Annotated in this window: 21 protein-coding genes and 4 pseudogenes; 10 read left to right on the forward strand and 15 right to left on the reverse strand. The window is 72.2% G+C overall.

Annotated elements, in window-relative coordinates; all coding sequences use genetic code 11:
• The coding region (locus ACFSL4_RS00675) for a GntR family transcriptional regulator (RefSeq protein WP_381076928.1) at positions 1 to 269 on the reverse strand (269 nt) is incomplete at its 3' end.
• Positions 270 to 339: 70 nt separating this feature from the next.
• Between ACFSL4_RS00675 and ACFSL4_RS00680 the strand changes: the two genes are divergently transcribed.
• Positions 340 to 1,269, forward strand: a complete 930-nt coding sequence (locus ACFSL4_RS00680; protein ID WP_381076930.1) for a GNAT family N-acetyltransferase — start codon at positions 340 to 342, stop codon at positions 1,267 to 1,269.
• Complete coding sequence (locus ACFSL4_RS00685) at positions 1,250 to 1,750, forward strand: ribonuclease FAU-1 family protein (RefSeq protein ID WP_381076933.1); 501 nt, start codon at positions 1,250 to 1,252, stop codon at positions 1,748 to 1,750. Before ACFSL4_RS00680 ends, ACFSL4_RS00685 begins: the two co-directional genes overlap by 20 nt.
• 9 nt (positions 1,751 to 1,759) lie before the next feature.
• Here the strand turns inward: ACFSL4_RS00685 and ACFSL4_RS00690 are convergent, their stop codons facing one another.
• Positions 1,760 to 2,398, reverse strand: coding sequence for a class I SAM-dependent methyltransferase (locus tag ACFSL4_RS00690; RefSeq protein WP_381076935.1), 639 nt, complete (start codon positions 2,396 to 2,398; stop codon positions 1,760 to 1,762).
• A gap of 137 nt (positions 2,399 to 2,535) precedes the next feature.
• On the opposite strand from ACFSL4_RS00690, the gene ACFSL4_RS00695 reads away from it, so the two are divergent.
• Entirely contained in the window at positions 2,536 to 2,670 is a 135-nt protein-coding gene (locus ACFSL4_RS00695; protein ID WP_381076938.1) for a hypothetical protein, read from the forward strand.
• A 37-nt stretch (positions 2,671 to 2,707) separates the two neighbouring features.
• On the opposite strand, the gene ACFSL4_RS00700 is transcribed toward ACFSL4_RS00695, so the two are convergent.
• From ACFSL4_RS00700 to ACFSL4_RS00710, 3 genes are all read right to left on the reverse strand, one after another.
• Positions 2,708 to 3,181 (reverse strand): GNAT family N-acetyltransferase, encoded by a 474-nt coding sequence (locus tag ACFSL4_RS00700; protein WP_381076941.1) that lies wholly within the window; start codon positions 3,179 to 3,181, stop codon positions 2,708 to 2,710.
• 207 nt (positions 3,182 to 3,388) lie between these two features.
• On the reverse strand, positions 3,389 to 4,246 hold the full coding sequence (locus tag ACFSL4_RS00705; protein ID WP_381076943.1) for an esterase/lipase family protein: 858 nt from the start codon (positions 4,244 to 4,246) through the stop codon (positions 3,389 to 3,391).
• Positions 4,247 to 4,477: 231 nt separating this feature from the next.
• Positions 4,478 to 4,924 (reverse strand): MarR family winged helix-turn-helix transcriptional regulator, encoded by a 447-nt coding sequence (locus ACFSL4_RS00710; RefSeq protein ID WP_381076945.1) that lies wholly within the window; start codon positions 4,922 to 4,924, stop codon positions 4,478 to 4,480.
• A gap of 107 nt (positions 4,925 to 5,031) precedes the next feature.
• Here ACFSL4_RS00710 and ACFSL4_RS00715 point away from each other — a divergent pair.
• Positions 5,032 to 5,405: pseudogene (locus tag ACFSL4_RS00715) on the forward strand (cupin domain-containing protein).
• A 57-nt stretch (positions 5,406 to 5,462) separates the two neighbouring features.
• Here the strand turns inward: ACFSL4_RS00715 and ACFSL4_RS00720 are convergent.
• The 4 genes and pseudogenes from ACFSL4_RS00720 to ACFSL4_RS00735 form a co-directional block, all read right to left on the reverse strand.
• Positions 5,463 to 8,912, reverse strand: a complete 3,450-nt coding sequence (locus ACFSL4_RS00720; protein WP_381076948.1) for a DNA polymerase III subunit alpha — start codon at positions 8,910 to 8,912, stop codon at positions 5,463 to 5,465.
• Positions 8,913 to 9,872: 960 nt separating this feature from the next.
• Positions 9,873 to 10,778 carry a S1 family peptidase gene (locus tag ACFSL4_RS00725; protein WP_381076952.1) on the reverse strand — a complete coding sequence of 302 codons (906 nt, stop codon included), beginning with the start codon at positions 10,776 to 10,778 and terminating at the stop codon, positions 9,873 to 9,875.
• A gap of 213 nt (positions 10,779 to 10,991) precedes the next feature.
• A complete protein-coding gene (locus tag ACFSL4_RS00730; protein ID WP_381076955.1) occupies positions 10,992 to 11,774 on the reverse strand; it encodes a DUF1684 domain-containing protein in 783 nt (260 codons plus the stop codon).
• Positions 11,775 to 11,920: 146 nt separating this feature from the next.
• Positions 11,921 to 13,115 (reverse strand): annotated as a pseudogene (locus ACFSL4_RS00735) (DUF5685 family protein).
• 288 nt (positions 13,116 to 13,403) lie between these two features.
• Between ACFSL4_RS00735 and ACFSL4_RS00740 the strand changes: the two are divergent.
• Positions 13,404 to 13,844: a cell division protein SepF gene (locus tag ACFSL4_RS00740; RefSeq protein ID WP_381076957.1), complete on the forward strand. Its 441-nt coding sequence runs from the start codon at positions 13,404 to 13,406 to the stop codon at positions 13,842 to 13,844.
• A 39-nt stretch (positions 13,845 to 13,883) separates the two neighbouring features.
• Here the strand turns inward: ACFSL4_RS00740 and ACFSL4_RS00745 are convergent, their stop codons facing one another.
• Positions 13,884 to 15,074 (reverse strand): acyl-CoA dehydrogenase family protein, encoded by a 1,191-nt coding sequence (locus ACFSL4_RS00745; RefSeq protein WP_381076959.1) that lies wholly within the window; start codon positions 15,072 to 15,074, stop codon positions 13,884 to 13,886.
• 127 nt (positions 15,075 to 15,201) lie between these two features.
• Entirely contained in the window at positions 15,202 to 16,815 is a 1,614-nt protein-coding gene (locus ACFSL4_RS00750) for an MFS transporter (RefSeq protein ID WP_381076961.1), read from the reverse strand.
• A 260-nt stretch (positions 16,816 to 17,075) separates the two neighbouring features.
• Here ACFSL4_RS00750 and ACFSL4_RS00755 point away from each other — a divergent pair, with 260 nt between their 5' ends.
• Complete coding sequence (locus tag ACFSL4_RS00755) at positions 17,076 to 18,242, forward strand: glycosyltransferase family 39 protein (protein WP_381076963.1); 1,167 nt, start codon at positions 17,076 to 17,078, stop codon at positions 18,240 to 18,242.
• 240 nt (positions 18,243 to 18,482) lie between these two features.
• Positions 18,483 to 19,502 carry a phosphatase PAP2 family protein gene (locus ACFSL4_RS00760; RefSeq protein WP_381076966.1) on the forward strand — a complete coding sequence of 340 codons (1,020 nt, stop codon included), beginning with the start codon at positions 18,483 to 18,485 and terminating at the stop codon, positions 19,500 to 19,502.
• A 106-nt stretch (positions 19,503 to 19,608) separates the two neighbouring features.
• Here the strand turns inward: ACFSL4_RS00760 and ACFSL4_RS00765 are convergent, their stop codons facing one another.
• Complete coding sequence (locus tag ACFSL4_RS00765; protein ID WP_381076968.1) at positions 19,609 to 19,824, reverse strand: I78 family peptidase inhibitor; 216 nt, start codon at positions 19,822 to 19,824, stop codon at positions 19,609 to 19,611.
• Positions 19,825 to 20,258: 434 nt separating this feature from the next.
• Between ACFSL4_RS00765 and ACFSL4_RS00770 the strand changes: the two are divergent.
• Positions 20,259 to 20,469 (forward strand): annotated as a pseudogene (locus ACFSL4_RS00770) (aa3-type cytochrome oxidase subunit I); the annotation flags it as partial.
• Here the strand turns inward: ACFSL4_RS00770 and ACFSL4_RS37615 are convergent.
• Positions 20,469 to 20,629 (reverse strand): annotated as a pseudogene (locus ACFSL4_RS37615) (DNA-binding transcriptional regulator); the annotation flags it as partial. The pseudogenes ACFSL4_RS00770 and ACFSL4_RS37615 sit on opposite strands and share 1 nt — an antisense overlap.
• A 260-nt stretch (positions 20,630 to 20,889) precedes the next feature.
• Complete coding sequence (locus ACFSL4_RS00775) at positions 20,890 to 21,564, reverse strand: transglycosylase family protein (protein WP_381076971.1); 675 nt, start codon at positions 21,562 to 21,564, stop codon at positions 20,890 to 20,892.
• A gap of 540 nt (positions 21,565 to 22,104) precedes the next feature.
• Here ACFSL4_RS00775 and ACFSL4_RS00780 point away from each other — a divergent pair.
• Positions 22,105 to 22,878: a hypothetical protein gene (locus tag ACFSL4_RS00780; protein ID WP_381076974.1), complete on the forward strand. Its 774-nt coding sequence runs from the start codon at positions 22,105 to 22,107 to the stop codon at positions 22,876 to 22,878.
• Between the two features lie 97 nt (positions 22,879 to 22,975).
• On the forward strand, positions 22,976 to 23,359 hold the full coding sequence (locus ACFSL4_RS00785) for a hypothetical protein (protein WP_381076977.1): 384 nt from the start codon (positions 22,976 to 22,978) through the stop codon (positions 23,357 to 23,359).
• 4 nt (positions 23,360 to 23,363) lie between these two features.
• On the opposite strand, the gene der is transcribed toward ACFSL4_RS00785, so the two are convergent.
• Entirely contained in the window at positions 23,364 to 24,842 is a 1,479-nt protein-coding gene (gene der / locus ACFSL4_RS00790; protein WP_381076980.1) for a ribosome biogenesis GTPase Der, read from the reverse strand.
• Positions 24,843 to 24,911 lie beyond the last annotated feature (69 nt).

The raw sequence follows: 24,911 nt of genomic DNA on the forward strand, positions 1-24,911 counted from the left end.
GCGGCCGCCGCCTCGCGCTCCGCGGCGGAGCCGGCGGCGGCCACGAACGTTCCGTTGCGCCCGCGCGTCTCGATCACTCCGTCCGCCTCCAGTGCCCGGTACGCCTTGGCGACCGTGTTGGCCGCGAGGCCGAGGGACTCGGCCAGTCCGCGCACGGTCGGCAGCCGGTGGCCCACCGGCAGCACCCCCGACCGGGCCTGCTCGGAGATCTGCGCCCGTACCTGCTCGTAGGGCGGAGCGCTCGCGTCGATGTGAATCTTCAAGGTCACGGAGCGATTCTCCCGCACGGGCGGAAAATGAGAGGCACCCCCCGGCCCCGCCCGCGTAGGGTGCGCCGATATGACAGTGATCGTCCGCGACATGCGCGCCGGTGTCCGGGCCGACACCGAAGGATTCGTGCGGGTCCGGCAACGGGCCCTGCCGTTCATGGTGTACAGCCCCGAGGCCCTGGCTCACGACGCCGCCCACATGCACCCCGACGCCCGCTACCGGCCGCTCGTCGCCGAGGAGGACGGCGAGATCATCGGCACGGCCCAGGTCCACCTCGCCCATGACAGCCGGGAGCCCGGCCAGGGGAACGTCAACGTGTACGTGCACCCGGAGCGGACACGCCGTGGCGCCGGATCGCTCCTCGTCCGCGCCGCCGAGGAGCATCTGGCCGCCGTGGGCGCGACCAGGCTGCTGTCCTGGGTCCTGGACGAGCCCGACAACCGGGTTTTCGCGCAGCGGCACGGCTATCGGGCGAGCCGCTCCGCGCACTTCCTCCGCCTGGACCTGGCGAACGGCGTCCTGCCTCCGCTCCAGGATCCCCCGCCGGGCGTGGAACTGCGCACGGGCGCGGACTTCGCCGACGACCCCCGGCCCCTGTTCGAACTGGACGCGGAGACGGTGGCGGACGAGCCGAGCGACATCGACACGGAGTTCACCGACTACGAGGCCTGGCTCGAGGAGACCTGGCGGCATCCACTGTTCGACCCCGCGCTGACCACGGTCGCGGTGGCCGACGGGCGCCCCGCCGCCTTCACCCTGGCGCGTACCGACGGCGCCGCCGCCTACGCCACCGCGATGACCGGCACCGCCCGCGCCTTCCGCGGCCGCGGCCTCGCCAAGCTCGTCAAGAACCACTCCCTGCACCGCGCCCGCGCCGCCGGGTACACGCAGGCGTTCACGGGCAACGACGCGGGCAACGACGCGATGATCGCGGTCAACACCTGGTTCGGCTACGAGATCTGCGCGACGGAGGTGCGGTATGTCCGCGAACTCGGCTGAACCGGCTGCCATCGTGGAGGTCGTCCTGGTCAAGGCGGGCCGTACGAAGATCCGTTACCCCGCTGAGCTGGTCCACGACGACGGCACCCGGATCGTCGTGCGCGCCCCCTGGGCGGGTGAGGGCGTACGCGACTTCGGCTTTGTGCGGTTCGAGCCCGGTGACGTCTTCACCGAGTCCTACTGGCGGGACCGCTGGTACTCGGTGAAGGAGGTCCGCGACGGGAAGGGTGCCCTCAAGGGCTGGTACTGCGACATCACCCGCCCGGCCGCCCTCTCCGGCGCCGAACTCGTCGTCGAGGACCTCGATCTGGATCTGTGGCGCTCCGCGGACGGCTCGGCCGTGCTGCGCCTCGACGAGGACGAGTTCGCGGCGAGCGGCCTGGCGAGGACCGACCCCGACGCCGCCACAGCCGCCGTGCGGGCCCTCGACAGCCTCGAACTCCTCGCCCGCGAAGGCGGCTTCGAGGCGCTGCTGGTGTGAGCCGGGCGGTCAGTCCGCCGCCACCACCGCATACCGCTCGTCGTCCACCTCCCTCCCCCACAACCGGGCGTCGTCCGACAGCCGCTCGACGCGGACGTCCCCGGCGAGGGGGGCGAGGAGGGCGGTGAGGCGGTCGGCGGAGATGCCGACCGGGCTCGTGGTGCCCCACACGCCTTCGACCAGTACGAGGCGCCCGCCGGGGCGCAGCAGGCCCCTCCAGTGCCGCAGGGCCCGGCCAGGATCGGGCAGCGCCCACAGCAGGTGGCGGACGAGCACGACGTCGAAGCGCCGCTCGCCGACCGGTGGGGCCGCGGCGTCACCCACCAGGAACACGGCGTCACGGCCCGCCAGTTTGGCGCGGGCCAGCGCGATCATGGCCGCCGACAGATCCACCCCCGTCACCCGGTGTCCCCGCTCCGCCGCGAGGAGGGACAGGCTGCCCGTGCCGCAGCCCAGGTCGAGGACGTCGCAGGCCCCCCGGGGCAGCCACGCCTCCAGCCGCGCCGCCCACGCCTCGCGCACCACCGGATCGCGCAGCCCGTGGTCCGGCTCGTCGTCAAAGGTGGCGGAGGCGGCGTCCCAGTCCACCTCCTCGCTTGTGCCCGTCGAGGTTTCGGCCGCCTCGTTCCTGGTCATGTTCCTGGTCATGTCGCCAGGGTGACAGGCACCACTGACAGTCGAACCGTGACAGACGCCACAGACAGGCAGGGGCCGATGAGGAACCCTCGCCGAAAGGGTCTACCTCCGCACAGGCTGCGGTATCCGGTAGGCACAAGGAGGCAGCCATGCGCCGAGTGACCGTGCACAAGCCCCTGAAGAGGACCGATGCCCGCCGCGTGCGGGAGGAGTCCGACGAACGCCCCGCCGGGCGCCCTGAGGTGCGGAAGGACATCGCCCGCGTCTGGTGGCCGGAGGGCTGAGAGTGGCCCGCCCGTCCCCGCGGCGTCGCGAGGACGCTCACTCCAGCCGCTTGCGGTAGTGGAAGCGGTCGTACGGTCCGTCGACGCGGCGCTCCACGACCTCGTACCCGTACCTCGGATAGATCTTCTGGTTCTCCCACATCATCGCGTTCGTGTAGAGCCTGATCTCGGGCAGCCCGAGCGCGCGCGCACGCGCCTCCACGAAGGCGAGCAGCCGCCGCCCCACGCCCCGGCCGCGGGCGTCGGGGTGCACGGCGATGCTGTCGAGGAAGAGATGGTCCTCCAACGCCTCGACCACCACGAGCCCGTCCACGGGCTCCCCCGTCACGAACACACGCCCGGTGGCCACGTTCGCCGCGTGGTCCGCCTCCATGGGCTGCGGCACCACGCCGATGCGCTCGATGTAGGGGCGGTACGCCGCGTCGGTCACGGCCCGCACGGCCGGTATGTCCTCGGCGGCGGCCGGCCTGATCTCCTCGGTCGCCGTGGGCCGCGTCGTGAAGTCCGTCATGACCGCACGGTACGTACCCGAGCCCCGTCTCAGCACTCCCTTAACGCGGCCATAAGGATCCCCTCCGCCCGCCTCCGGCAGGCGATTTCACGGTTTCCTGGGGTGACTCGCCCGGCCTCCGTGGTCCGTCCGGCGGCTCAGGCCGGACAGACCACGGCGAGGGCCGCGGCGGCCGGGGGTCGCCGCGGCCGGGTGGGGGTGCCGGCGTCAGCTGAACGCCGAGGCGCAGGTGGTCGCGGTGGCGTGTGCCGGATCGAGCGCGTTCGCCACCTCGTGGAAGGCGATCCGGTCGAACAGCCCGATCGCCACGTGCTCGGAGAGGTCGAGCGCGCACAGATCCTGCAGCCGGACGTTGTGCACGTCGGATCCGCTCAGGAACTGCGAGCTGTACGGCGTGACCACCTCGTCGTACTTCGTCGCGATGACCGTGTAGTGGACGCCGGCCACGGTGTCGCCGCCCGCGTTGAGCTTCGTCAGGAACGCCGAGCCGGCCACCTGGTCGGCGAGCGCGGGAGTGGCGGTGGAGAGCAGGTTCTCGATGCCCGGGAAGTACGGCAGGAGCCGGGTGAGCCCGTCCAGGGTGGTGCCGTGGTTGCTGGGCGCGATGCCGACGAGGGCGTTCACCTTGGGAGCGCCGCCGAGGAACTTGAGGTAGTAGCGGGGCATCATGCCGCCCTGCGAGTGACCGACGATGTCGACCTTGGCGGCGCCGGTCGCGGCGAGCACCTTGTCGACGAAGACCTGGAGCTGCTCGGCGGACGTGGCGATGGAGCCGAGCCCGTAGAAGACGGGGACGCCCGGCAGTTGGCCGTAGTCGAGCGAGTAGACGCAGTAGCCGCGGTCCTCCAGGTAGGGGGCGAGGGACAGCCAGTTGTCGACGGAGTTCCCGAAGGTGCCGTGGACGAGGACGACGGGGCGGGAATGGGCCGCCGACGGCTTGCAGGTGTAGTCGTTCCAGCCGCTGCTCGGTGCGGCGGCGTGGGCGGTGGCGGCGGGGGCGACGGCGAGCGCGGCGGTCAGCAGGACCGCGGCGAGCGGTCTGAGCATTCGTTTCCAGGGCAGCATCGGGTGATCTCCTTGCGGCTCAGGGGAGGAGGAGGTGCGACGGCCGTGACGACGGCCGTGACGACGACCTTGACGACGCCTTGTGATCCGGATCACGAGGATGCTGTCTGTTCACCCATCAAGTTACGGGCGAGTAGTGAAAGCGTGAAGTTACGCGTCAGTAAAAACTTCCAGCGACGGCGGGCGACGCCATGCGCCCACTGATAAAGACCGGACGAAAGTGACGGCCCATCACCAGGTGGGCCGGATCGGCCCACAGGGTGCGATCCTGAGCAACTGCCGGAACAGCGAGCGGATCTCACGCTCACCCAGCAGTTCGGCCCACGGCCGTACAGCTTCGGCCGCGGCCTCCTCCGCGGCCCGCGCGCAGGCCCGGCCGCGCTCGGTCAGCACGACGAGCCGGGCCCGCGCGTCCTCGGGATGAGGCCGCCGCTCGGCGTACCCCTTGCGCACGATCTCCTCGACGAGCTGACTCGCGGCCTGCTTGGTGACCCCGAGGTGGGCGGCCAGGTCCGTGACGGTCGCACCGCCCGGGGCGAGCCGGGCGAACGCGAAGCCGTGCGCGGGCCGCAGCCCCTCGAAGCCACGCGCCTCCACACCGTGGTGGATGCGCCGGGTGAGTTCACCGGCGACGGCGAGCAGGGCGGCGGACAGGGCCATGGCCTCGGAGTTCTGCACGCAGGCATTGAAGCATCCTTGACAGACCGGTCAAGCACCTTGACCATAAGGGCACCGCAACTCAGTCAAGTAGCTTGACCATCTGAACCTGGCAGCCGGAGGCTCCCATGCCCGTCGTCCGTTCGTCCGAAGCCGTCGCCCACAAGATGCACGGCGCCCGTTTCGTCTCCTACGCCACTCCCCTGACGGGCAGCAGGGAACTGTGCGCATGGCGCGGTGAGATCCCCGGGGGGACCCGGGCCCCCTCCACACCGTCACCCGGGAGGAGATCTTCCACCTGCTCAGCGGCGAGCTGCTGAGCACGCTCGACGGCCGCACCGAGCGGATCACCGCGGGCAACACGGTGATCATCAACCCCGGCGCGGCCCTGGGTGTCGAGAACCCGGCGCCCGACACCGCCGTCTCGTGGGTCACCACGCCCATCGGCCTGGAGGCGGAACTGGCCGACGGCACCCGCGTCGCCCCACCGTGGGCCAACTGAGCCGCCGCGAAGGGACTACGCGGCCGGCACCCCGGCGTCACCGCCCGCGGAAGGCGGTCACCCCGCGCTCCCCGGACTCCGGTGCCACAGTCTCCTCCCGCCCGCCGGGCCCTCGCCGGCGGGACGCGTGTCGGCCCAGGGGTTCATCTCGTACCCCGTGGCCATCCGGATACGGCGGCCCTTCGCCGCGTCGCCGTCGGGCCGCTCCGGCACGGGCTCCGCCAGCCGTGCCGCCACCGCGTCGAGACCGCCCTCGGCACGCAGCTCGATCAGTTCGGCGAGGTTCCAGGCAGCGGCGCCCACCACGCTCAGGCTGCGCGGCCCGCGCCGCTGCACCACCCCGCGCACCAGCAGCAGCCAGGAGTGGAAGACGGTATGGGCGCACGCGTCGTGGGAGTCGTCGAAGAAGGCCAGGTCCACCAGGCCCGTGCCGTCGTCCAGGGTGCTGAAGATGACCCGCTTGCCGGAGCGGACCGGCGGGGTCTGGGTGGCCGCCTTGGCGCCCGCGACCAGTACCGTCTCACCATGCCCGGCTGCGCGCAGCCGGCGCGCCGGCACCACGCCCAGCTCGTCGAGGAACGCGCGGTGATCGTCCATCAGATGGTGCGAGGCATCCATGGAGAGCACACCCAGCTCGGCGCTGAGCCGCTCCGCCGGGGAGAGGCCGGGCAGCCCGGCGGACGCGGTCCCGCGCCCGCCGGCCAGGGGGAGCTGGTCCCCGACCGCGCCCCGGGCACCCCGGTGCAACTCGGCCAGGTGCAGCTGGAGGTCACGGCGGTTGGCGCCGAACGTGTCCAGCGCCCCGACCTGGGCGAGCCGCCCGGCGACGGGACGGCTCGGCCGCGCCCGCTCCCAGAAGTCGAGCAGCGAGGCATACGGCTGCCCGGCCTCGATCCGCTTCGCCTCGGCCTCGCCGATGCCGTGCACGTCGGACAGGGCGAGCCGGAGCCCCCACTGCGTCCGGTCCGGTCCGGGCGGCCCGCCGGACCCCCTTGATTCAGACACCAGTTCGATGCGATGGGCGACACCAGACGTGTTCACGTCCAGCGGCAGGATCGGCACACCCCGGCGCCGCGCGTCCGCCAGCAGCAGCCGCTTCGGGTACATCCCGGGGTCGTGCGTCAGCAGCCCCGCGTAGAAGGCGGCGGGGTGATGGGCTTTCAGCCACGCCGACTGGTAGGTCGGCACCGCGAACGCGACCGCGTGCGCCTTGCAGAATCCGTACGACCCGAACGCCTCGACGATCCCCCAGGCGCGCTGAATCGTTTCTGCACCGTACCCGTTCGCCGCAGCCCGCTGCGCGAACCAGATCCCGATCCGCCCCTGGGACTCCGGATCGGACAGACCCCGCCGCACCCGGTCCGCCTCGTCGCGCCCGCACCCGGTCATGATGTCCAGGATGTGGATGATCTGCTCGTGGAAGACGACGACGCCGTACGTCTCCTTCAGCGGCTCCTCCAGATCGGGGTGCGGACAGCGGACCGGAGCCCGCCCGTGCCGCGCCTCGATGAACGGCCGCACCATGTCGGCCGCGACCGGGCCGGGCCGGAACAGCGAGATGTCGACGACGAGGTCGTGGAAGCCGGCCGGCTGGAGCCGTCCCACCAGGTCCCGCTGGCCCGGCGACTCGATCTGGAAGCAGCCGAGGGTCTCGGTGGAGCGGATGAGGTGGTACGTCGCCGGGTCGTCCGGCGCGAGGGAGTCGATGTCGATCCGCTCCCCCGTCGTCCGCTCCACCTCCGCGACCGCGTGCGCCATCGCGGACTGCATCCGCACCCCGAGCACATCGAGCTTGAGCAGCCCGAGTTCCTCGACGTCGTCCTTGTCGAACTGGGACATGGGAAAGCCCTCGCCGCTGGTCGGCATGACCGGCGTACGGGCGAGGAGGGTGGCGTCGGACAGCAGGACCCCGCACGGATGCATGGCGACCGAGCGCGGCAGGGCGTCGAGGGTCTCGACCAGCTCCCAGAGCCTGCCGTACCGCTCCCGCTGTGCCGCCAGGGCCTTGAGCTCGGGCAGTTCGTCGAGGGCCGCGCGGGCGTCACGGGCGTGGATGTGCGGGAAGGACTTGGCGATCCGGTCCACCTCGGCCGGGTCCATGGACAGGGCCGCGCCCACGTCGCGGATCGCGTGCCGGACCCGGTACGTCTCGGGCATCGCGACCGTGGCGACCCGTTCGGTGCCGAACCGGCCGATGATCGCGCGGTAGACCTCGAGGCGGCGCGCGGACTCCACGTCGATGTCGATGTCGGGCAGGGCCACCCGGCGCTTGGACAGGAAGCGCTCCATCAGCAGCCCGTGCTCGACCGGGTCGGCGTGCGCGATGCCGAGGAGATGGTTGACGAGGGACCCCGCGCCGGAGCCGCGCGCGGCGACCCGGATCCCCATCGTCCGCACGTCGTCGACCACCTGGGCGACCGTCAGGAAGTAGGAGGCGAAGCCGTGGTGGGCGATGATGTCCAGTTCCTCGTGCATCCGCTCCCAGTAGGCGCGCCTGGTGTCGTAGCCGCGCAGCACCATGCCCGCCGCCGCCCGGGAGGCGAGCACGCGCTGGGCGGTGCGGCGGCCGGCGCCGACGAGGTGCGCCTCGGGGAAGTGGACGCTGCCGATACCGAGGTCGTCCTCGGGGTCGACCAGGCACTCGGCCGCGGTGGCCCGGGTCTGCTCCAGCAGCCGGCGGGCGCTCTCGCGCCGGTAGCCCGCGGCCTCGACGATCCGCTCGGCCGCTTCGAGCATGGCCTGGGGGCCCTTGAGCCAGGCTTCCCCGGAGTCCAGCTCCCCGGTGGGGTCGATGGGGACCAGGCGGCGGGCGGCGTCCAGGACGTCGGCGACGGGGCCCAGGCCCGGGTCGGCGTACCGGACGGCGTTGCCGAGCACGGGCCGGACGCCCTGCTCGGCGGCGAAGCCGAGGGTGCGGGCGGCCAGGCGGAGCGAGCCGGGGCCGGTGCCCGTACGACCGTGCCAGACGGCCTCCAGCCGCAGGGCGTCGCCGTAGACCTCCCGCCACGACGCGAGGAGCCCGGCCGCGCGGTCCGGTCGCCCGGCGGCGAGGGCGCGGCCCACGTCGGAGTCGGGGCCGAGCAGAACGGTCAGCCCGTCGGCGTGGTTGCCGGCCCAGGGCAGCAGGGGTGTGCCCTGGGACGAGGAATGGGCGGCGGTGACGAGCCGGCACAGGTCGGCCCAGCCGCGGGCGCCGTCGCGGGCGAGGAAGACCGCACGCGGCGCCGACTCGTCGACGAAGGCACCGCCGCGCACGGGGGTGCGGCGGTGTTCCCGCCGTACGGGTCCTGGCTCCTCCACCGCCAGGTCCGCCCCGAACAGGGGCCGGACACCGGCCGCCGCGCACGCCTTGGCGAACCGGACCGTGCCCGCGAGGGTGTCCCGGTCGGTGAGCGCGAGAGCCTCCATGCCCCGCTCACCGGCACACTCGGCCAGCCGCTCCGGGTGTGATGCGCCGTACCGCAGGGAGAACCCGGAGACGGTGTGCAGATGCGTGAAACCCGGCACACGCACCTCCAGCGCCCCTGAGCCCCAGGGGCTCTCTCATCCATTCAAGCTCTTCCACCTCCACCATACCCCTCACCATCGAACGCTTGTCCGATACAATTCGGGCACCCTCGTGCTCGTCGCAGTGCTGCCTGTATTCGCTCGGGGCATGGCGAGGTGGTGTTCGTTCCAGATCAAGGTCCGGTCGAAGGACGCGGTGGCTGACACCACCGTGCAGGAGCCGGGACCGTGGCCGACGAGATGCCGTCGGCATCGGAGGGCCTGCGTGCGATCAAGACGCCGTCGCCGCCGGGACGGGGCCGCGACTTCCGCCTCGGTCTCACCGTCCACCCCGAGGGCGCCGACTCCGCAGCGAGGTCACGGACCGCCGCCCACCCGACCCCCTCCGGCGGCCCGCACCGGACGCGGGGTCGGGCCGCGGGCTGCTCCCCGCCGGGGCGCTGGCCCCCGCCGGGGGCGGCGTGCGGCACCCCGTACACCAAGCGGGTCCAGCGCGAGGTCGCCCTCGCACGAATGCCCACCTCCAGGTTGCGGGCCCGGCCCGTCAGCATGGCGGCCGAGTCGGGGATCCCCGTCGTCGCGGTCGATCCCGCCTACACGTCCAAGTGGGGCGCGCAGCACTGGCGCAAACCACTCACCAGCACGAAACGGGCCACCACGCGGCACGACACCGCGAGTGTGATGGCCATCGGCAGGCGCGCCCCGGGCACCGTATCCGGCGACGGACGGCACCGCCCCGTACCCACCGGAGTGATGGGTACGGGCATCGGACCGCCCAGGCCGGACACGGCGCCCGGGGCGCGAGGAAAGCCGCCCCGCATTCCCGGACCACGGACACGATCCGATGGCGCCGGGCGCGGAGCGAAAGCGGCCGGCCGGTGTGCCCGACACCGTTCGGGGCACACGGCCGGGCATGAGTCCTGGCAACAGGACTCACTCCCGCTCAGTCCTTGGGAACGGTCAGTAGACGTGGACCCCGTAGGCGCTGAGGGCCTCGGTGACCGGCTGGAAGAAGGTCGTGCCGCCGGAGCTGCAGTTGCCGCTGCCGCCGGAGGTCAGACCGTAGGCGACGCCACCGCTGGAGTACAGCGGGCCGCCGGAGTCGCCGGGCTCGGCGCACACCGTGGTCTGGATGAGGCCGTAGACGATGTCGCCACCGCCGTAGTTGACCGTCGCGTTGAGTGCGGTGACCCGGCCGCTGTGGATGCCGGTCGTGGAACCGCGGCGGTAGACGGTGGCGCCGACCGAGGGCGTGGCCGCCCTGGTGATGTCCACGCTGCCCACGGTGCCCGGCTTCGAGACCGAGCTGTTGGTGTACCGCACGATGCCGTAGTCGTTGCCGGGGAAGCTGGAGCCGGCCGTGCTGCCGAGGGTGGTGGAGTGCGACGAGCTCGACCACCAGGTGCCCGCGCCGTCGGTGCAGTGGCCGGCCGTCAGGAAGTAATAGTTCCCGCTGCTGTCCTGGACGTTGAAGCCGAGCGAGCAGCGCCAGCTACTCGCATAGATGGCGTCGCCACCGGAGACCAGCTTGTTGAAGGTGCCCGGCGTGCGCTTGATGGTGAGGGCGTCGGAGTTGCCGCCGGCCGCCTTCTTGATCTTCGCGATCTCGGCCTGGGAGACCGTGCTGTCGACGGTGACGACGACACGGTTCGTCGTCGGGTCGACGGCCCAGGCGGTGCCGGCGACATCGGACTTGAGCACCGAGTCGCTCGCCTTGCTGAGCTGGTTCGCACTGAAGGTGTGTGCGTCGCTCGCGTTCGCGGTGGGGACGGCGAACGCGGCCGCGGCCACGAGTCCGGCGGCCACGGCGATCAGCCGGGTCCGTCTCGCGAGTCCGCTCGTGGGGGTGGTGCGCTTGATCCTCACTTGTCGTTCCCCTCCAAGGGAAGTCGGGGGCCCACGTGGGGGAGATGGGGCCCGTGAGTCGCAGTCGAGGGCCAGGACGTCCGGATTCCGAACATGCCGTGCCCCTGACAAGCGCTGAAGGGGAGTATTCGGCCGTCGGCTTGCCCGCGCAAGAGCGCCTTTCGGCCGTGCCGTCTTCAACATGCCGATGAACCGGCGCCGATGACGGGGCCGCTACGCCAGTCCCCGCTCCCCCGCCTCGATCGCGAGGCCCAGCGTGTTGCCCGGCGGGGGGAGGGGGCAGTGGAAGTGGTCCGCGAAGGCGCACGGCGGAAGCAGCGCACGGTTGAAGTCCACCGTCGTGTCACCCACGGCGTCGGGCGCGGGCGGGCGCAGGAACCGGAAGCGGTGACTGGTGTACCCGCTGGTGGCGTCGGCGAAGACCGCCCACAACGAACCGTCGCGCCGGACCGACACCTGCAGGGTGAGATCCTGCCCGTCGAGGGTGAAGGCGAGCACCCCGCCCAGACCGAGCCCGCGGTGGCGGCCGTCGGCGCTCTCGACACGTACGGTGCGACGCTCGCCGTAGGGGGTGAAGTGCCCCTCCACCGACCAGCGCGGGTCGTGGGGCGTGGCGTCGATGCCCTTGAAGCCCCGGCGCGCGGGCGCCGCCGGGTCGTAGTCGCGTACGCCCCAGGCCCCCTCGCGCTCCAGGACGACCAGGCGGCGCTCACCGGCCTCGACGCGGGACGCGGTCACGGGCCCGGGGTCGGCGGCGAGGCGGGTCTCACCCGTGAAGGGCTTCCCGTCGACGGTCAGCCCGTCGCCCTCACCGGCCGTCAGCACCACCGCGTCACCGTCGGCCGCCCACTGCCCGGGGATGTCCGGAATTCGCCCCTCCGGATAGCCCTCCAGCCAGTGGGTACCCGTCAGCGCAAGAGGCCCGTAGGGCGCCGACACCCGCGCCGTGCGGCGCTCGTGCCACCGCTTCCACTCGTCGGATGCGTCGGTCGTCATGCACTCAACCCTCGCATACCGGACACGGCATCCCGAGGTGCAGAGCGCCGTGTGCTCCCGGTATTCACCGGACGGCCAGAGCTGCACCCGGATCTGGTCCCGCGTCAGAAGGACGGCACCGTAAGACGGACGCCGTACGGGCCACCTCAGCAGTCGCAGCCGCAGTCACACCCGTCGCAGCAGCATCCGTCACAGTTGCCGCAGCAGTCGCAACAGTCACAGCAGCCACTGCAGTCACCGCGGTCGCCGCAGAGCCCCTCCTTGCGCTCGCGGCTCCACGGGTCGTCGTATGTGCCGCAGCACAGCCGGCAGGTGCAGGCGAGCCCCATCCACACCGCGCAGCCCGCGATCAGTCCACGCCGGTCACGGCGGGGCGGCTGCGGGGGCGGGGGCGGGGGCGGGGGCGGGGGCGCACCGGCCGGATTCCCGGGAGCACCGGGCGCGTACGGCCCGGACGCGCCGAGCGGATGCGGCGGGTGCGCGCAGGAGGTCGCGCCGACGGAACGGTCCACGGAGGTCCGCAGTTCGTGCGCGAGCAGCACATGCGCGAGCCGCCCGTCGGTGAAGCCGACCTCCCGCAGCGCGAGCCGTATCCCGTGCAGCGCGTCGTCGGCGAGGCGGCGGGCCCGAGCCAGGGAGGTGCCGGTGGCCGCCAGCGGGTTCCAGGCGCCCGACGCGGCGTCAGCTTCCCTGTCCTCCACGGCTCCAGCAGATGCGCGAGCCGCCCGAAGAGCCGGCCGGCCTCCGCGAGGGGCTCGGCGTTGCGGGGCCGTCCCGCGAGGACCGCCGTGTGTGCGAAGGCGGCGGCGGTGGCGGTCTCGGCCGGTTCGGTGACCGCGAGGATCGGGGTGCCGAGTCCGGCGACCGCCTCGATCCCCAGCTGCCGGTCCACGGCGTCCACCAGCATGGCGGTGTCGAATCCGACGTCAAAGCCGGTACGGGCACCGGCCCGGTCCCAGCTCATGGCGACCCGGCGCGCCGCCGACGCCACCGGCCGACGCGCCAACAGCCCGTCTCCGTCGGCCAGATGGTCGCGCACCTTGGCCGAGGCGAGCACCAGGGAGACCGCGGCGGCGAGCCGTGCCCCCTCGCCCCGCGCGACCGAGACGGTGCGCATGCCGCGCAGCGGGCAGGGTCCGGCGGTGCGCCGCCCTCCTGCGGCCGACTCGGCCTGAGCCTCCGTCAGGAAGGAGATGAGGAGACCGTCGTGGTTCGTGACGACCCGGGCGAGCTGCCCTGATCCGCGCGCAGTGCGAGGCAGAGCCCGCACAGGTGCGCCGTCCACTGGGGCCGCAGGCCCTCACTCAGCCGGTGCCGACAGGGCCGGTCCATTCCGAACACGATGTTCCCCCGCGCTTCGTACGACGTTGAGCCGCGGCACCGTATCTGCCACCTCGTTCACTCGTACGCACCACCCGTCACCCATACGCCGTCGCAGATAATATTTCACTCTCAGTCAGCAGTCCTATACGGCAGGACCCTTGGGGTACACGGGCTCTCGACGGGCGCGCTGTGCACCAGTACCGTCACAAACCCCCCGCGCGGCGCCTATCCCCTTGGCGCGACATCCGCATCATGGACGACCATGGGGATGCGGACGGCCGGAGACCGCTGTGAGAGGAGGCGTCCATGGGATCGGTGCGCAAGGCGAGTGCCTGGCTTGGCCTCGTCGACGACAACAACGATGACGAGCGCTACTACGACGACGATTACGCCGAGGGCCAGGAGCAGGGCGATGCCTGGGTGACCGACCCGCGCGTGAAGGTCGCGTCCGACACTGCGGAGGGTACCGGCCGCAGGATCGGCACGGTCACGCCGGACAGCTTCCGGGACGCCCGGGCCATCGGCGAGCTCTTCCGGGACGGCGTACCCGTCATCATGAACCTCACGAACATGGAGCCGGCCGACGCCAAGCGCGTGGTCGACTTCGCCGCCGGTCTGATCTTCGGCCTGCGTGGCTCGATCGACCGGGTCTCCACCCGTGTCTTCCTGCTGACCCCCGCGGACACCGAGATCGTCAGCGGCGATGCCGCGAGCCAGCGGGCCGACGGCTTCTTCAACCAGAGCTGAGGCAGGGCCGTCCACCGGCCCTGCCCGCTCCACGGGCCGTCACCGGAAGGCGTCGAGCCCGGTGAGCGCCTTGCCCAGCACGAGCTGGTGCATCTCGACGGTGCCCTCATAGGTGAGCACCGACTCCAGGTTGGTGGCGTGCCGCATCACGGGGTACTCCAGGGAGATCCCGTTGGCGCCGAGGATCGTACGCGCCGTGCGGCAGATCTCGATGGCCTCGCGCACGTTGTTGAGCTTGCCGAAGCTGACCTGTTCGGGACGGAGTCGTCCCGCGTCCATACGCCGCCCCAGATGATGGGCGAGCAGAATCCCCTTGTGCAGTTCGACCGCCATGTCGGCGAGCTTGGCCTGGGTGAGCTGGAACCCCCCGATGGGCCTGCCGAACTGTTCCCTGCTCTTCGCGTAGTCCACCGCGGTCTCCAGGCACGACCGGGCCGCGCCCATGGCCCCCCACACGATCCCGTACCGGGCGTGGGACAGGCAGCTGAGCGGTCCCTTGAGCCCGACGGCACCGGGCAGCACGGCGTCCGCGGGCAACCGCACGTCGTCGAGGACCAGTTCACTGGTCACGGAGGCCCGCAGGGACCACTTGTGCTTGATCTCGGGGGCGGAGAAGCCGGGGCTGTCGGTGGGGACGACGAATCCTCGGATCCCCTCGTCGGTCTGCGCCCACACGACGCCGACGCCCGCGACGGACCCGTTGGTGATCCACATCTTGCGGCCGTTGAGGATCCAGTCCCCGCCGTCCCGCTTGGCGTGGGTGCGCATCGAGGCCGGGTCGGAGCCGTGGTCGGGTTCGGTGAGCCCGAAGCACCCGATGACCTCGCCTGCGGCCATGCGGGGCAGCCACTGCTGCTTCTGCTCCTCGCTCCCGAACCGGTGAATCGCGTACATGGCGAGCGACCCCTGCACGGAGACCAGGGACCGGATGCCGGAGTCGGCGGCTTCCAGCTCCAGACAGGCGAGGCCGTACTGCACGGCACTGGCCCCCGCGCACCCGTACCCGCTGAGCGACATGCCGAGAGCACCGAGGGAGCCCAGCTCCCGGGCCAGCTCGCGGATCGGGGGCAGCTCGCCCTTCTCGTACCACTCGGCGATGTGCGGCAGTACGCGCTGCGCCGCCCAGCCGCGCACGGTGTCGCGGATGGCGAGGTCCTCGGCGTCCAGCAGGTCGTCGATCCCGAGCGGGTCGGCAGGATCGAAGGACGGCGACGTCGGGGACGCGGACATGGAAGCCTCCGTGACACTGAAAACTAGCAGCGCTAGTCAGGATGGGACGGGCCGACGGTACGACGTGCCGCGCCGGGCGTCCAGTACCGGCGGCCCCGGACGCGGGACCGGTCGTGCCGAGACCTGGTCATGCCGAGACCCGGGAGTCCGCGACCTCGCGCGGGGCGGGGACCGCCGTGGCCGAGCCCGCCGGAGGCTGCTCGCAGTGCATGACCCGCGGCAGCCGCAGCGCCATCACCGCGCCCAGCAGCAGCAGACCGGCGCTGACCAGGAGCGTCACATGCAGACCGTGGACGAAGGAGTCCCGGGCCGCGCGGCGCAGGGCCTCGCCCCGCACACCGCCCAGCCGGCCGGCCACCTCGTACGCCTCTCCCAGCGAATGGCCCGCGGCCCTGGACGCCGACGCCGGAACGCCCGGCACCGACGCCGGGCCGGGCGCGTACGCCGCGTTCATCACGCTGCCCAGCAGCGCGATTCCGATGCCCGCACCCAGCTGGTAGGAGGTCTCGCCGATGGCCGCCGCCCCACCGGACTGCGCGGGCGGAGCCTCGCTGAGCATCGACTCGTACGCCCCGAACAGCGTCGTCTCCAGGCCGAAGCCCAGCAGGACGAAACCGAACAGCAGCAGCCCCGGGTTGTCGTGCCCGCCCATCGCGGTCAGCGCGACCACCGATCCCGCCGTGAGAGAGAAGCCGAAGACGACCATGCGCCGGGGGCCGAAGCGGTGCAGCACGTTCGAGCCGACCAGGCCCGCCGCCATCGCAGCGAACGTCAGCGGCAGCAGCCGCAGCCCCGTCTGAAGCGGCGAGAGGTCCAGCACCAGCTGCAGATACTGCGCCGCGATCAGTTCCAGGCCGACCAGCGCCAGCATCGCGAGCACGATGCACCCCACCGAGGTACTGAACGCGGGCCGCGCGAACATCCGCAGGTCGACGAGCGGGTGCGCGCGGCGGCGCTGGCGGCGCACGAAGCCGGCCACCAGGGCGGCGCCCGCCGCCAGGGGCAGCAGCGTGCCGGGGCCGAGCGGCGCCTCCCCGCCGCCGAGCCGCTTCACGCCCAGGACCAGCCCGAAGAGGCCGGCCGCCGCCATGAGCGCGCCGACCACGTCCCAGGGACCGTCGCGGTCCCCCTTCGACTCCGGCAGCAGCAGCCACCCGACCGGCAGGCTGACCAGCATCAGCGGAATGTTGATCAAGAAGACGGAGCCCCACCAGAAGTGCTCCAGCAGGAAGCCGCCCAGCAGCGGGCCCACCGCCGCGCCCACCGCGGCCACGGCGCTCCAGATGCCGATCGCCAGCGCCCGCTCGCGCCGGTCGGGAAAGACCTGGCGCAGGATGGACAGCGTCGCGGGCATGATCATCGCGCCGCCCACGCCGAGCAGCGCCCGCGCCGCGATCAGCACCTGGGCGTCCTGCGCCAGGGCGGCGACACCGGACGCGACCCCGAAGAGGCCGTATCCGAGCAGCAGCACCCGGCGGCGGCCTATCCGGTCGCCCAGCGTGCCGAACAGGATGAGCAGCGAGGCGCAGACGAGCGGATAGGTGTCGACGATCCAGAGCAGCTGGATTCCGCCGGGCCTGAGGTCCTCGGTGACGGCGGGCATCGCGACATGCAGCACGGTGGCGTCGAGCGCGACGAGCAGCAGGCTCACGCACAGGACGACGAGGACGACCCAGCGGCCCGCTCCGTCCCCGGCCGCCCGGCGGCGCAGCGCAGCGGCGGCCGTGGTCGTCCCGGACATGTACGTACCTCCCAGGTGGTCCCTCACTTCGGCGGAAACGCGGGGTGGGGACGCCCCCGCGACGGCGACCGGGAGGAGCGGTGCTCCCGGGGCCCACGCAACGAAGCGAGTGAATCGCCAGCGTACGCGAGTCCCGGCGGCCGTCGCGCGGCGGACCCCTCACGTTCCTCCAGGAGGGGGTGTGGCATGCGCCACTCCTCCCCCGGTCCAGCACGTCGGAGGGGCCCGTCCGGTTCCGTACGGCGCCGATAATCGGGCGCGTGACCGATCTTGCGACGCGCTCGGCGCCGCCCAGCGACGGCGCGGTGCGCCGGGCCGCACCCGCCCTCGCGGGGTACGCGGCCGTCCGCGCCCTGGGCCTGGCCGTGCTGGCGCTGTGGAGCGCGGCGCGCGGCACCAGCCCGCACACCCTGCTGGCGGCCCGCTGGGACTCGCTCTGGTACACCCGCGTCGCCGCGCTCGGCTACGGCCACGAGGTGCGCCTGCCGAACGGCGACGTGCACTCCGACCTCGCCTTCTTCCCCCTGCTGCCGTGGCTGGAGCGACTGGGCGCGGCGCTGACCCCGCTGCCGTACGCCGACGCGGGCCTCGTCGTCTCGGCGCTCGCCTCGCTCGCCGCCGCCTGGGGCGTCTTCGCCGTCGCGGAGCGGGTGTACGACCGCCGGGTGGGCGTGTGCCTGGTCCTGCTGTGGGCGGCGCTGCCGGTCGGGATCGTGCAGTCGATGGCGTACAGCGAGTCCCTCTTCACGGCGCTCGCCGCCTGGGCGCTGTACGCGGTACTGACCGGCCGATGGGTGACCGCGGGCCTGCTCGCCTCGCTGGCGGGTCTGACCCGGCCGGTGGGAGCGGCCGTCGTCGCGGCCGTATGGGCGGCGGCGGTCACGTCGTACGTACGGGACCGGCGGGCGTCCCCGGCCGGCGGTGTGCCGCGCGCCCGCCGTGTCCTCGGCACACTCCTCGCACCCCTCGGCGCCGCCGGCTACGTCCTGTGGGTCGGCCACCGCACCGGCAGGGGCCCCCTGGGCTATCTCGACGTCCAGGCGGGCTGGCGCAACGGCTTCGACGGCGGCTACGCCTTCGCCCGCTTCATCGGGGCCACGTTCACCTCCCTCCCCTCGGTCCTGGCCGGAGTGGCGCTGACCGCCGGGGTCGCGCTGGTCGCCGGGCTCTGCGTGGCGTGCGTGCGGCAGGGGCAGCCGCTGCCCCTGCTCGTGTACGCGGGAGCCGTCACCGCGCTCGCCCTGGGCGCGTCGAGCTACTTCGGCTCGAAACCACGGCTGCTGCTGCCCGCGTTCCCGCTGCTGCTGCCCTTCGCCGTGGCCCTCGCGCGCGCCCGTCCCTCCAGGTCGGCGGCGGTCCTCGGCGGTGTCGCCATGGTCTCGGCCCTCTACGGGGCGTTCTGGCTGAACGGCTCCGGCCCGCCATGATCGGCACCGTGACCGTCCGTGAGCGAACGGGGAATTCCACGCCGGCATTCGGTGAACGAATTGACAAGCGCGATTAAAACGGCGACCGGGCGCGATCGATGAAATTACCGATCGAGCCCCGTCGCCATGAGGGAATCCATGGAAATCGGCGTTCCGTTGAGAGGAATCCCACATCACATCGTCATCACAAAGCCGGTGATTCGGGTGGGCATCGAGCTCACTCGCTGTAACGTCGATTGAGTGCGTACCGAACCAAAGCTGAGGCGTCTGGACCGGGTCTTCGCCCGGCTGGACCGTGAGCCGGAACGGCCGGCCCACATCGACGTGCCCAGGATGAGCCGGCACCGAGTCGTCCTCTTCTCGGGAACCCTGGCCTTCTACGCGGCGATCGTGTGGGCCGTCGTCGTCTCCTCATGGCTGGTCCGGCTCGACTGGCAGGTCATGTTCTTCCGGCCGTACCAGCAGTGGCCGCAGATCCACGCGTTCCTCGACTACTACGTGGTGCTGGGCCAGCGCGGGCCGACCGCGGTGATGGTCGCCGCCTGGCTGGGCTGGCGCTCGTGGCGGCAGCACACCCTGCGCCCGCTGCTCACGCTGGGCACGGCGCTGCTCCTGCTGAACATCACGGTGGGCGCCGCCAAGTACGGCATGGGCCGCCTCGGCCCGCACTACGCGACGGTCATCGGGTCGAACGAGATGTGGCGCGGCGGGGATATATTCCCCTCCGGGCACACCGCGAACGCCGTCGTGACCTGGGGCATCCTGGCCTATCTGGCCTCGACGCCACGGGCCAGGCGCTGGCTGTCCGCGCTGTCGGCGGTGACCTCTCTCGGCGTCGGCCTGACCACGGTCTACCTCGGTACGCACTGGCTGAGCGACGTGCTCCTCGGCTGGGCCGCGGGCCTGCTGATCCTGCTGGCGCTGCCCTGGTTCGAGCCGCTGATCGCCCGCGCCGAGACGGCCATCCTCGCGGTGCGGGACCGGCGTCGCAGCCGCCGCGCCGTCCCGGTGCCCGTCCCGGTCCCGGTCGACGCGCCAGTCCCCACCCTCTCCCCGGTCGCGGCCGCGGAAGGGGAGACAGCACCGGCCCGGGAGCCGGTGGGCGCCGCCCGCGCGCCCCGGGCCCCGGTCTATCTGGCCCCCGGCCCGCACACCACCCGCGCGGAACGCACCCCGGTCACTCCGGTGGGCAGCCGCCGCCCGCCGCACTCGGACCGGGTGCGCGGCACCGCCTCCGCCCGGCCCATGGCGGGCGGCTGAGCGGCCGGCCCAGGGGGAGCGGTACGCACTCAGCCTCCCCGCACGGTGCAGGCCCCGGCTCGGCAGGAGCCGGGGCCTTCGTCATGGGCTGACGGGCCGCAGCCCGTCAGCCCTTCCAGCAGCGCGTGACCCTGCCGCCGTCGACCTCGAAGTTCAGCCGTCCGAAGCGGTACTCCATGGTGATGATGGTGCCCGGCGGCAGCGAGCGGACCGTGCGCCAGCCGCGCTCGCGGGCGAGCCGCTCGGCGCGGTGCGCCTCCAGGCCGACGTACTCCTCCGGGGAGTCCTCGGGTTCCGTGCCGGGGGTGGGAATGGGTGCCATGCGGCCACGTTAGGCCGCGGGGCGCGGCCGTGGAAGTCCGGGCGGTCACTCCTGCCCCACGTCCCTCTACGGTCACGCTTCTGTCACGGATCCACGACACCCTTTCGCCCCAACGGCGTCACACGATCGAGCGGTTCTGCAAGCCCCACGCGCCAGGCTGGGCGGAATTCGACAGAAGCTTGATCATCATTGTTCAGGGGTCCGGACAACCTGCCCCGGAAAACCCGGCGCACAGTTCACGCCGCCCTTTCTCATTTCTTTTTCCCGATGCCCTGCAGCTGACTGCGCATAAGAAATACACGGCTTCGGCACAGAATCCCCGCACACACCCTGTCGGAGGACGGGACGGTGCGCGCATCACGGCGTGAGCCCACGGGACCGCCGCGCCGTGGGCTCCAGCGGGCCCGGGGCGCGACGAGCGAGGGGGGCGAGCGATGGCGACGGGCACCGCGCAGGTGACCAGCCGGACCATGCGGAGCAGGCAGCCGGGGCGCGGGGCGACTGGTCGTCGACCGGCCGACCACCACGGACCACAAGAAGACCGGGCACCTCTGTCTGATCACGTCGTTCGCGTTCTTCCTGGTCGGCGGGGTCATGGCACTGCCGATGAGGGCCGGGCCGGCCCGGCCCGGGCTGCAGCTCGTGAGTGTGCGGCGGGACGGGGTGCTGCTGCGGCCCCGTAGTCCAGGCGCAGTCGCTCCGCGTCCCGGCGCAGATGGGCGAGTTCGGTGAGGACGGCCGGGTCGGTGGCGGAGGGCCCGGGGCCGCGCGGCATCGGCACGGTGAACCGGTTCGTGCCTCCGATCCCGCAGGCGTTGTGTATCAGGAAAGAGATGTGCATGCGCCCCTGGATCCCCTTGTCCGTCCCGCGTGCGTGCCGATTGGACCCGGGGCGCGCCGGCCGGCCGGGCGCCGGGGCCATGTTGCGGCGCAACGGTTGTCGCCTTGGCAGGCGACGACGGGAACCTTTCGGCAGGAAGGGGCACCAGGGCGCCCTTGGGGGCATGGCCGCATGCGTGGGGCCCTGCCGTCGCAGGGGACGGCAGGGCCCGGGGAGGAGCGCGGTCAGACGTCGAGTCGCTGTCCGGGCATGATCAGGTCGGGATCGGCTCCGATCACCGCCTTGTTGCGTGTGTAGAGCCGCTGCCAGGTGGTGCCGTGCCGTTCGGCGATGCCGCTGAGGGTGTCACCGCTGCGCACGGTGTAGTCGCCGCGGGACACACCGCGCGCGGTGTGTCCCGCCGAGTGCTCCGGCGCCTTCGGCACATGCTGATGCCTCGACGGAGTGGACTTGGCTGCGGACCCGGTGGTGGCCGAACCCGAGGACGGGCGGGTGGCCGCGCGGGTCCCCGATGCCGCGGGTGCGCTTCCGTGGGCTCCGGCGCGGGCCGAGCAGACGGGCCATGCCCCCCAGCCCTGCGCGTTCTGCACCTTGGTGGCGACGGTGATCTGTGCCTGCTTGGATGCTTTGTCGGCGGTCGGGGCGTAGGCGGTGCCGCCGTACGCGCGCCAGGTGCCGGCGGAGAACTGCAGTCCTCCGTAGTAGCCGTTGCCGGTGTTGATGTGCCAGTTCCCGCCGCTCTCGCACCGGGCGATGCGGTCCCACACTCCGCTGTCGGCCGCGGCGGCGTTGCCGGTCGCGGCGAGCAGTCCGAGCGGGGCGAGCAGGGCCGCGCCGGCGAGGACCGCCGTCGTACGGGTCGTACGGGCCTTACGGGTGCCATCGGCACATTCGGACATGTAATTCCCTTTCCACGAACCCGGGATCCCCCAGGGCGGGGCGCGTCGGCCTGCGCGTGGGGCGCGGTCGTCGCACGCCGCCCCGTCCGCCGGAGGTGGTGCTGCGCGCCGTCGGTGCGGCGCGACCGGTGGACGTTCCCGGGCGGTGCTCGTTGCACACGGCGGAGGAATCTAGGCAGGTGGGCCGTCCGATATCAACCAACTCCTTGTCATTCCAGGCCAGTTCGATGTTACCGACGGTATCAGCGCTTTTCGGCCACCCATTTCATTCGCTGATTTCCGGATTTGTCGACCAAGGCACTCGGCGATCTGTGAGTCACCTCACGAAACCAACTCCCCTCTCATTCCCGGAGGTTGGCATGGAGTGACGCATTCCGCGCGCGTGCTCACCCTGCGCATCGGATGGTTCGATTCCGTTCGCTTGCGGGCGTGACTCCGGCCACAGATCGCCCGTTGTCTTCTGCATGAGCCGGGGACCCCCGGGCTCATGGGCCGGGAGCCACCCGGCACGCCACGTATCGCATCCCGAGGGAGCCACCCGTGCCGCGCATGCTCGACGTCAGCGACGCCGTACGCGCCGAGATCGGCGACGAAGAAGCCGACCGGCTGCTCACCGGAGAGAACGCCCCGGGCAGTTACGACTGCACGTCCTGCCGCACCCCGGGCGACTCCGAGCAGGAGCGCACCAGCACCGTCCTGTTCGTCGGCGAGGAGACCGCCGTCCTCGCCTTCGCGCACGCCACCTGTCTGCCGTCCCAGGTCGTCCAGGTCACCGAGGAGCAGTTGCAGGGCGCCGTCCGCTCCATCACCGCCGACGAGGACCTCGCCAAGGGGGCTCCCGAGCAGGCAGTGCTGGGCGTCACCAGCGGACTCGTCCTGATCGCCGGGGAGTTGCACCCGGCGCTCGTCGTGGAGCCCACCGCTCCCATCGCGCGCCCGGGCTCGTCAGGCGTCGACGACGACTTCCTTCCCCTGCTCATCGAGCAGGGCTTCACGCCGCTGACCGAGATCGCGTCGGTGCCGTCGGTGCTGCACGGCTGGTCCGTGCTGCTCGCCATGGGCCAGTTGCACGCCGTGCTGCAGCCAGGTGCCAACGGCGGCCAGCCGGTGGCCTGGTGGCAGGCGCACCAGCCGCTCCAGGTCACCGAGGGCTGGCGGGCGGCCGCCAACAAGCACCAGCAGGTGCTGGTGTTCGCGGCCCCGGTGGGTTCTATCGGCCGCCAGCCGCGGGAGGACCTGCTGCGCGACGCACTGGACAAGGCCGCGGCGAACGGGAAGCTCGTGGCCGCCGCCCTGCCGCTGGCGGGCACCTGAGCCCGGCCTGCGGGCACACCGCCCGACGAGGCGCCTGACCTGCAAGGGCTGCGTACTCGACCCGCATCCTGCGGGCGGCGGGGTCGTTGGCACCTACGTGCACGCATATGACGTCCCCCGCCGCCCGTCCCCTCAGCCGATCCCCGCCGCGAGGTCGGCCCAGGACCTCTCCGACGGCTCCTCGGCCACGCCGATCTACGACGCGCTCTACGCCGAGTACGTCCGGTCCTTCCGGGCGTGCCCGGGCGACCGCAGCGGCGAGGAGGACCTCGGCTTCGTCGCCTTCTCCCACCCCTCCCACCGCACCGGCTCGTACGGCGCGGGGACGTACGGCACACGTCACACCCCGCAGCACGCGGTCGGCCGGCAGACCGCCCCGCACGAGCAGACGGCCACGGCGACCCTCTGGGAGCAGGTGGCGCGACAGGCCACGGGGCATCATCTCCCCGCGCTGCCCCCCGCACCGCGCAGGGGGCTGTGAGCGCCTACTTCTTCTTGCCGCGCTTCTCGCGCACGCGGACGGAGATATGGATCGGGGAACCCTCGAAGCCGAACTCCTCGCGCAGCCGCCGCTCGATGAACCGGCGGTAGCCCGCCTCGATGAAGCCGGAGGCGAAGAGCACGAACCGCGGCGGCTTGGTGCCCGCCTGGGTGCCGAACAGGATGCGCGGCTGCTTGCCGCCGCGGACGGGGTGCGGGTGGGCGGCGACCAGCTCGCCGAGGAAGGCGTTGAGGCGGCCCGTGGGGACACGGGTCTCCCAGCCCTCCAGGGCGGTCTCGATCGCCGGGACCAGCTTCTCCATGTGCCGTCCGGTGCGTGCCGAGACGTTCACCCGCGGCGCCCACTGCACCTGGGCGAGCTCGGTCTCGATCTCCCGCTCCAGGTAGTAGCGGCGCTCCTCGTCGAGGGTGTCCCACTTGTTGTAGGCGATGACGAGCGCGCGCCCCGCCTCCACGGCCATGGTGACGATGCGCTGGTCCTGGACCGAGATGGTCTCGGAGCCGTCGATCAGCACGACGGCGACCTCGGCCTTCTCGACGGCGGCGGCGGTGCGCAGTGAGGCGTAGTAGTCGGCGCCCTGCTGGAGGTGGACCCGCTTGCGGATGCCCGCGGTGTCGACGAACTTCCAGGTCTTTCCGCCGAGTTCGATCAACTCGTCGACCGGGTCGCGGGTGGTGCCGGCGAGTTCGTTCACGACGACGCGCTCCTCGCCCGCGACCTTGTTCAGCAGCGAGGACTTGCCGACGTTCGGGCGGCCGATCAGCGCGACACGGCGGGGGCCGCCGACCGAGGTGCCGAAGGTCTGGGCGGGCGTCTCCGGCAGGGCCTCCAGGACGGCGTCCAGCATGTCGCCGGTGCCACGGCCGTGGAGCGCCGAGACCGGGTGGGGCTCGCCGAGGCCCAGGCTCCACAGATACGCCGCGTCGGCCTCACCGCTCGGGCCGTCGACCTTGTTGGCGCACAGCACCACGGGTTTGCCCGCCTTGCGCAGCAGCCGTACGACCGCCTCGTCCGTGTCGGTCGCGCCGACCTTGGCGTCGACCACGAAGACGACCGCGTCGGCCGCCTCGATCGCGTACTCGGCCTGCGCCGCCACCGAGGCGTCGATGCCGAGGACGTCCTGCTCCCAGCCGCCGGTGTCGACGACCTTGAAGCGGCGGCCCGCCCACTCCGCCTCATAGGTGACCCGGTCACGGGTCACGCCCGGTTTGTCCTCGACGACCGCCTCACGGCGGCCGATGATGCGGTTCACCAAGGTCGACTTGCCGACATTGGGGCGGCCGACGACGGCGAGCACGGGCAGCGGGCCGTGTCCGGCCGCCCCGATGGCGCCTTCGACGTCCTCCAGGTCGAAGCCCTCTTCCGCGGCGAGCTGCATGAACTCCGCGTACTCGGCGTCGCCGAGTGCCCCGTGCTCGTCCTCGTGCGCGGCCGAGCCCTCGGGCCTGCTGTCGTCGTTCATGAAGTCCGTACCTCGTTCATCGTGGTGATCGGTGGAGCACCGCGGCCACGGTGATCCACTACTGAAGTG

Source organism: Streptomyces caeni (assembly GCF_042678285.1).
GTDB classification, from domain to species: domain Bacteria; phylum Actinomycetota; class Actinomycetes; order Streptomycetales; family Streptomycetaceae; genus Streptomyces; species Streptomyces caeni.